Raw genomic sequence first — 1,507 nt, forward strand, 5'->3', positions numbered from 1 at the left:
ACCTTGTAGGTTTCTTCTTTCAGTTTTTTCTCTCCAGCCTTTACTATGAAACTGTGAACTTGTAAGCCTACTGGGCATGCTTCTTCACATCGCCCGCAACCAATACACAACTCATACAAGTCTGCAAACTTCGATAGGCTTCCTTCTGCTGCAGTCTTCATTGCTTCTGGAATCTTCAAATCTTGTGGACATGCCCTTCTACAATCATTACATTGCCTGCACTCCTTAGCTTTTTGGATGACCTCGTCAACCTCTGGAATTGTTTTAAACTTTTTACGCATAGGCGCAACTTTCAACGCAACTTTTACAGCTACTTCTCCAACTTTTTCGGGGTCTAGAATTAGTGCTCCCGGCATTTTTCCATTAACTAAATCTTCTACTATTGCATCTGCTGGGTCACTGGTGCGGTTGGGTAAGCCCATGCAATTTTTCTCAGACGCGACAATTACTGGTGCTTTAACATTTTGAGATTCAAGGAGAGCATCTGCCCTTACACACTGTTCGTCTAATACGACGACGTCTGAAACACCACTTCTTATGAAGCGCAGTTGCCACGAAATCGGACCGACAATTTTCGCTCGCTTATAATATCTTGTTGTGTCGTGGGCTGTGCAGCACAATCCACAAACCTCAATTTTGTCATCAAACCCGTTTTCTTTCATGTAATCTATTATTTCCACAGAGGGCACAACGTTGTGACCGATGCAAAGGATTATGGGTTTCTCAACGTTCACCGTTCCATAACCCAAATCCACAAGAGGAGCTTCCGGATCAGCCTTAGGAAAGCCAAAAGCTACTACCTGAGCAATGTCTGCAACTTCCATCCCAACATGGTCAACCATACCAGCGTGAAAAACCTTCGACTCAAAATCAAGACTACTTCCCTCCTGTCCAGTATGCGTCACGGACAGAAGATGCGTTAGTTGGCTTTCGACATAATCCAAAACTTCCTCCAAGTCGCCAAGCGTGTCAGGCTTTATTCCGCATACAAGGCGGGTGATTGGCGCCTCGACCTTAATGTTTAACCCTCCCACATCAATGGGGGTTCTGCGCCCGAATTTTTCGATTAGGTGGTCAAGCATGTGGCGTGCATGTCCAATGTGCGTCGCTGCTCCGATGCAGCAGGATAAAAGCATCATCCGAGATTGTTGTGCTTCCATGTTTATGCCGCATGCGCCGCGCTTGTTTCCAGTTAAGTCGCACTTACCGAAAGTGCATAGGCAACAGACATCGCAGTAGGGCATGTAAAACGGCTTGTAACGTTGAAGAAGCGTCATGTCCCACTCTCTTAAGGCGGTTAGTGAAGGGAAAGGCGTGGGCCCTATTGGTTCTGTCCACGTTTCATCGATGAGTCTTCCGATTGAAACTTGAAGATTCTTGACAGAGGCAAAATCTGTTTTTAATTCGTCAATCTTTACACTGACGCCTTTTCTGTTCACCACAAACACAACCCAAAGGTCTAGAGAATGTATCCTTCCGATAACGTTGTTTTAAGCTTTTCTAGAAA

The 1,507-nt window shown here is 45.3% G+C and carries 1 protein-coding gene; it reads right to left on the reverse strand.

The annotated features are described in order from the left end of the window. The coding region (locus tag HXY34_14075) for an acetyl-CoA decarbonylase/synthase complex subunit alpha (GenBank protein ID NWF97261.1) at positions 1-1,439 on the reverse strand (1,439 nt) is incomplete at its 3' end. Positions 1,440-1,507 lie beyond the last annotated feature (68 nt).

This window comes from Candidatus Thorarchaeota archaeon (assembly GCA_013388835.1).
GTDB lineage: Archaea > Asgardarchaeota > Thorarchaeia > Thorarchaeales > Thorarchaeaceae > JACAEL01.